Consider the following 803-nt stretch of genomic DNA (forward strand, 5'->3'; position numbering starts at 1 on the left):
GAATTTTAATCAATGCTATTAAGGTGGGAATTGAAATGAAATATAAAATTAGTTTGGCTTATAATTTAGCAATTATAATAGGGTCGCTAATTATATTATGTATACTAATATCTAGAGGTTATGATATATATGTAATCTTGATTCCAATTTTGACTATTTTAGCTAGTTTAATCAATTTAATTTGTGATATTAAAAAGCATAAATGATTCTATATTAATGCAACTTTGTATTCGTACAAGGTTGTATTTTTTTCGCAAACAATTACTTAATGACAGCGCATCAATAAATCTAACCAACACACTATCGCAAACATTTATGGATATTTTGTGATTTTATAAAAGCAAACGTAGAATAATGCGATAAGTAATAATGCTATCGTTAAAAATAAGAATGACAATGCAATAAAATCATATTCAAAGCATAGAATTGAAGACATTAAAAATACTGCACTCAAACTGATACATAGCGTAAATATATATGCAATTTGGTTCTTGTGTTTATCTGCAATGGTCGTTTGATTTATATAAGAAATTAGTGTGAAATCTTTAGTTATTGCGACATAAATGCCTAATATAACCATACTTATGCAGAATACGATACTAAATACGATGTTGACGGTCATTGTTGCACCTTCCTGATAGAATATAATGTACTGTCTTTTAGTAATGAATGCGTATCTTATATATGTATGTTTCTAAAAAACAGTACGTTTTTATCAATTTTTAATTTATTAGTTGAATGAATGGGGTTATGAAAAAGGAAGTTTTAATCTTTTGTCATGAAATAAATGGGATGAATATCAC

2 protein-coding genes are annotated in these 803 nt (G+C 26.5%); one reads left to right on the forward strand and one right to left on the reverse strand.

Annotated features, from left to right (window positions below; translation table 11 throughout):
* Positions 1 to 2 precede the first annotated feature (2 nt).
* On the forward strand, positions 3 to 206 hold the full coding sequence (locus IDG60_RS27825) for a hypothetical protein (RefSeq protein ID WP_072398205.1): 204 nt from the start codon (positions 3 to 5) through the stop codon (positions 204 to 206).
* 107 nt (positions 207 to 313) lie between these two features.
* On the opposite strand, the gene IDG60_RS27830 is transcribed toward IDG60_RS27825, so the two are convergent.
* Entirely contained in the window at positions 314 to 622 is a 309-nt protein-coding gene (locus tag IDG60_RS27830; protein ID WP_000217714.1) for a hypothetical protein, read from the reverse strand.
* Positions 623 to 803 lie beyond the last annotated feature (181 nt).

Source organism: Staphylococcus sp. EG-SA-2 (assembly GCF_017152085.1).

What these genes read in the sequence shown, in the direction of transcription:
- IDG60_RS27830 (WP_000217714.1), bottom strand. Translation starts at nt 622, where the DNA reads ATGACCGTCAACATCGTATTTAGTATCGTATTCTGCATAAGTATGGTT.